This is a genomic window from Pseudomonas plecoglossicida NBRC 103162 = DSM 15088 (genome assembly GCF_000730665.1).
In the GTDB taxonomy this organism is placed as follows: domain Bacteria; phylum Pseudomonadota; class Gammaproteobacteria; order Pseudomonadales; family Pseudomonadaceae; genus Aquipseudomonas; species Aquipseudomonas plecoglossicida.
In genome coordinates, this window is record NZ_BBIV01000080.1 from 1 (window position 1) to 5567 (window position 5567).

At 51.5% G+C, this 5567-nt stretch carries 2 tRNA genes and 3 rRNA genes; all 5 read left to right on the forward strand.

What is annotated here, in order from left to right:
* The first annotated feature begins 245 nt into the window (after nucleotides 1–245).
* The 5 genes from PPL01S_RS24050 (at nucleotide 246) to rrf (ending at nucleotide 5517) form a co-directional block, all read left to right on the forward strand.
* Nucleotides 246–1782: ribosomal RNA gene (locus PPL01S_RS24050) — 16S ribosomal RNA — on the forward strand.
* Nucleotides 1783–1869: 87 nt separating this feature from the next.
* Nucleotides 1870–1946, forward strand: a tRNA-Ile gene (locus PPL01S_RS24055).
* A 114-nt stretch (nucleotides 1947–2060) separates the two neighbouring features.
* A tRNA-Ala gene (locus PPL01S_RS24060) sits at nucleotides 2061–2136 on the forward strand.
* Nucleotides 2137–2373: 237 nt separating this feature from the next.
* Nucleotides 2374–5265, forward strand: a 23S ribosomal RNA gene (locus PPL01S_RS24065).
* A gap of 136 nt (nucleotides 5266–5401) precedes the next feature.
* Nucleotides 5402–5517, forward strand: a 5S ribosomal RNA gene (gene rrf, locus PPL01S_RS24070).
* Together the 16S, 23S and 5S rRNA genes with 2 tRNA genes alongside form the textbook arrangement of a ribosomal RNA operon.
* The last annotated feature ends 50 nt before the right edge of the window (nucleotides 5518–5567 follow it).

A 5567-nucleotide genomic window follows, 5' to 3' on the forward strand; every position in this document is an offset into this window, starting at 1 on the left:
AAAAACTTCAAAATAAACGCTTGACAGCAAATGAGGAAAGCGTAGAATGCGCGCCTCGGTTGAGACGAAAGCTCTTAACCAAACGCTCTTTAACAAATCGAATCAAGCAATTCGTGTGGGTGCTTGTGAGTACGGACTGATAGTCACAAAGATTATCAGCATCACAAGTGGCCATGCGAGAAATCACATAGTCATTTGAGATTGCTGAGCCAAGTTTAGGGTTTCTTAAAAACCCAAGCAGTATTGAACTGAAGAGTTTGATCATGGCTCAGATTGAACGCTGGCGGCAGGCCTAACACATGCAAGTCGAGCGGATGACGGGAGCTTGCTCCTTGATTCAGCGGCGGACGGGTGAGTAATGCCTAGGAATCTGCCTGGTAGTGGGGGACAACGTTTCGAAAGGAACGCTAATACCGCATACGTCCTACGGGAGAAAGCAGGGGACCTTCGGGCCTTGCGCTATCAGATGAGCCTAGGTCGGATTAGCTAGTTGGTGGGGTAATGGCTCACCAAGGCGACGATCCGTAACTGGTCTGAGAGGATGATCAGTCACACTGGAACTGAGACACGGTCCAGACTCCTACGGGAGGCAGCAGTGGGGAATATTGGACAATGGGCGAAAGCCTGATCCAGCCATGCCGCGTGTGTGAAGAAGGTCTTCGGATTGTAAAGCACTTTAAGTTGGGAGGAAGGGCAGTAAGCTAATACCTTGCTGTTTTGACGTTACCGACAGAATAAGCACCGGCTAACTCTGTGCCAGCAGCCGCGGTAATACAGAGGGTGCAAGCGTTAATCGGAATTACTGGGCGTAAAGCGCGCGTAGGTGGTTCGTTAAGTTGGATGTGAAAGCCCCGGGCTCAACCTGGGAACTGCATCCAAAACTGGCGAGCTAGAGTACGGTAGAGGGTGGTGGAATTTCCTGTGTAGCGGTGAAATGCGTAGATATAGGAAGGAACACCAGTGGCGAAGGCGACCACCTGGACTGATACTGACACTGAGGTGCGAAAGCGTGGGGAGCAAACAGGATTAGATACCCTGGTAGTCCACGCCGTAAACGATGTCAACTAGCCGTTGGAATCCTTGAGATTTTAGTGGCGCAGCTAACGCATTAAGTTGACCGCCTGGGGAGTACGGCCGCAAGGTTAAAACTCAAATGAATTGACGGGGGCCCGCACAAGCGGTGGAGCATGTGGTTTAATTCGAAGCAACGCGAAGAACCTTACCAGGCCTTGACATGCAGAGAACTTTCCAGAGATGGATTGGTGCCTTCGGGAACTCTGACACAGGTGCTGCATGGCTGTCGTCAGCTCGTGTCGTGAGATGTTGGGTTAAGTCCCGTAACGAGCGCAACCCTTGTCCTTAGTTACCAGCACGTTATGGTGGGCACTCTAAGGAGACTGCCGGTGACAAACCGGAGGAAGGTGGGGATGACGTCAAGTCATCATGGCCCTTACGGCCTGGGCTACACACGTGCTACAATGGTCGGTACAGAGGGTTGCCAAGCCGCGAGGTGGAGCTAATCTCACAAAACCGATCGTAGTCCGGATCGCAGTCTGCAACTCGACTGCGTGAAGTCGGAATCGCTAGTAATCGCGAATCAGAATGTCGCGGTGAATACGTTCCCGGGCCTTGTACACACCGCCCGTCACACCATGGGAGTGGGTTGCACCAGAAGTAGCTAGTCTAACCTTCGGGAGGACGGTTACCACGGTGTGATTCATGACTGGGGTGAAGTCGTAACAAGGTAGCCGTAGGGGAACCTGCGGCTGGATCACCTCCTTAATCGACGACATCAGCCTGCTGATGAGCTCCCACACGAATTGCTTGATTCATTGTATAAAGACGATCAAGACCCAAAGTTTTACCATTAGGTCTGTAGCTCAGTTGGTTAGAGCGCACCCCTGATAAGGGTGAGGTCGGCAGTTCAAATCTGCCCAGACCTACCAATTTTGGTTGGAATGTCGAGCACCCCATGCCTCTGGATAAAGAGTGGTGAGGGCGGCTCTTCTGCAGTTCAAATCTGCCCAGACCTACCATTACTTGGTTCAGCCGTAGAATACGGGGCCATAGCTCAGCTGGGAGAGCGCCTGCCTTGCACGCAGGAGGTCAGCGGTTCGATCCCGCTTGGCTCCACCACTTTCGCAGTAACTTGTCAGAACTTAGAAATGAACATTCGTGACTGAATGTTGATTTCTGACTTTTGTCAGATCGTTCTTTAAAAATTCGGATATGTGATAGATATAGACTGACATGCACTTTCACTGGTGTGTGATCAGGCTAAGGTAAAATTTGTGAGTTCTGCGCGAGAGCGCAACATGCGAATTTTCGGCGAATGTCGTCTTCACAGTATAACCAGATTGCTTGGGGTTATATGGTCAAGTGAAGAAGCGCATACGGTGGATGCCTTGGCAGTCAGAGGCGATGAAAGACGTGGTAGCCTGCGATAAGCTTTGGGGAGTCGGCAAACAGACTGTGATCCAGAGATCTCTGAATGGGGGAACCCAGCCAGCACAAGCTGGTTATCTTGTACTGAATACATAGGTGCAAGAGGCGAACCAGGGGAACTGAAACATCTAAGTACCCTGAGGAAAAGAAATCAACCGAGATTCCCTTAGTAGTGGCGAGCGAACGGGGACCAGCCCTTAAGTTGGTTTGAGATTAGTGGAACGCTCTGGAAAGTGCGGCCATAGTGGGTGATAGCCCCGTACACGAAAATCTCTTATCAATGAAATCGAGTAGGACGGAGCACGAGAAACTTTGTCTGAACATGGGGGGACCATCCTCCAAGGCTAAATACTACTGACTGACCGATAGTGAACCAGTACCGTGAGGGAAAGGCGAAAAGAACCCCGGAGAGGGGAGTGAAATAGAACCTGAAACCGTATGCGTACAAGCAGTGGGAGCCTACTTTGTTAGGTGACTGCGTACCTTTTGTATAATGGGTCAGCGACTTATATTCAGTGGCGAGCTTAACCGAATAGGGGAGGCGTAGCGAAAGCGAGTCTTAATAGGGCGTTTAGTCGCTGGGTATAGACCCGAAACCGGGCGATCTATCCATGGGCAGGTTGAAGGTTAGGTAACACTGACTGGAGGACCGAACCGACTACCGTTGAAAAGTTAGCGGATGACCTGTGGATCGGAGTGAAAGGCTAATCAAGCTCGGAGATAGCTGGTTCTCCTCGAAAGCTATTTAGGTAGCGCCTCATGTATCACTGTAGGGGGTAGAGCACTGTTTCGGCTAGGGGGTCATCCCGACTTACCAAACCGATGCAAACTCCGAATACCTACAAGTGCCGAGCATGGGAGACACACGGCGGGTGCTAACGTCCGTCGTGAAAAGGGAAACAACCCAGACCGTCAGCTAAGGTCCCAAAGTCATGGTTAAGTGGGAAACGATGTGGGAAGGCTTAGACAGCTAGGAGGTTGGCTTAGAAGCAGCCACCCTTTAAAGAAAGCGTAATAGCTCACTAGTCGAGTCGGCCTGCGCGGAAGATGTAACGGGGCTCAAACCATGCACCGAAGCTACGGGTGTCATCTTTGATGACGCGGTAGAGGAGCGTTCTGTAAGCCTGTGAAGGTGAGTTGAGAAGCTTGCTGGAGGTATCAGAAGTGCGAATGCTGACATGAGTAACGACAATGCGAGTGAAAAACTCGCACGCCGAAAGACCAAGGTTTCCTGCGCAACGTTAATCGACGCAGGGTTAGTCGGTCCCTAAGGCGAGGCTGAAAAGCGTAGTCGATGGAAAACAGGTTAATATTCCTGTACTTCCAGTTATTGCGATGGAGGGACGGAGAAGGCTAGGCCAGCTTGGCGTTGGTTGTCCAAGTTTAAGGTGGTAGGCTGAAATCTTAGGCAAATCCGGGATTTCAAGGCCGAGAGCTGATGACGAGTTGCCATTAGGCGACGAAGTGGTTGATGCCATGCTTCCAAGAAAAGCTCCTAAGCTTCAGATAACTGGGAACCGTACCCCAAACCGACACAGGTGGTTAGGTAGAGAATACCAAGGCGCTTGAGAGAACTCGGGTGAAGGAACTAGGCAAAATGGCACCGTAACTTCGGGAGAAGGTGCGCCGGTGAGGGTGAAGGACTTGCTCCGTAAGCTCATGCCGGTCGAAGATACCAGGCCGCTGCGACTGTTTATTAAAAACACAGCACTCTGCAAACACGAAAGTGGACGTATAGGGTGTGACGCCTGCCCGGTGCCGGAAGGTTAATTGATGGGGTTAGCGCAAGCGAAGCTCTTGATCGAAGCCCCGGTAAACGGCGGCCGTAACTATAACGGTCCTAAGGTAGCGAAATTCCTTGTCGGGTAAGTTCCGACCTGCACGAATGGCGTAACGATGGCGGCGCTGTCTCCACCCGAGACTCAGTGAAATTGAAATCGCTGTGAAGATGCAGTGTATCCGCGGCTAGACGGAAAGACCCCGTGAACCTTTACTATAGCTTTGCACTGGACTTTGAATTTGCTTGTGTAGGATAGGTGGGAGGCTTTGAAGTGGGGACGCCAGTTCTCATGGAGCCATCCTTGAAATACCACCCTGGCAACTTTGAGGTTCTAACTCAGGTCCGTTATCCGGATCGAGGACAGTGTATGGTGGGTAGTTTGACTGGGGCGGTCTCCTCCCAAAGAGTAACGGAGGAGTACGAAGGTGCGCTCAGACCGGTCGGAAATCGGTCGTAGAGTATAAAGGCAAAAGCGCGCTTGACTGCGAGACAAACACGTCGAGCAGGTACGAAAGTAGGTCTTAGTGATCCGGTGGTTCTGTATGGAAGGGCCATCGCTCAACGGATAAAAGGTACTCCGGGGATAACAGGCTGATACCGCCCAAGAGTTCATATCGACGGCGGTGTTTGGCACCTCGATGTCGGCTCATCACATCCTGGGGCTGAAGCCGGTCCCAAGGGTATGGCTGTTCGCCATTTAAAGTGGTACGCGAGCTGGGTTTAGAACGTCGTGAGACAGTTCGGTCCCTATCTGCCGTGGACGTTTGAGATTTGAGAGGGGCTGCTCCTAGTACGAGAGGACCGGAGTGGACGAACCTCTGGTGTTCCGGTTGTCACGCCAGTGGCATTGCCGGGTAGCTATGTTCGGAAGAGATAACCGCTGAAAGCATCTAAGCGGGAAACTTGCCTCAAGATGAGATCTCACTGGGATCTTGAATCCCCTGAAGGGCCGTCGAAGACTACGACGTTGATAGGTTGGGTGTGTAAGCGCTGTGAGGCGTTGAGCTAACCAATACTAATTGCCCGTGAGGCTTGACCATATAACACCCAAGCAATTTGCTCATGCGAATTGCGGTGGTGAAGACGAAACGAACCGAAAGTTCGCAAGCAACATCACAAATATCGCATATCCGAATTCGCTGGGCTGTCCATCTGGACATTCTGGCAACAGAATTTCTTGACGACCATAGAGCATTGGAACCACCTGATCCCATCCCGAACTCAGCAGTGAAACGATGCATCGCCGATGGTAGTGTGGGGTTTCCCCATGTGAGAGTAGGTCATCGTCAAGATTCATTTCGCAAAACCCCTATCTGCGCGAGCAGGTAGGGGTTTTGTCTTT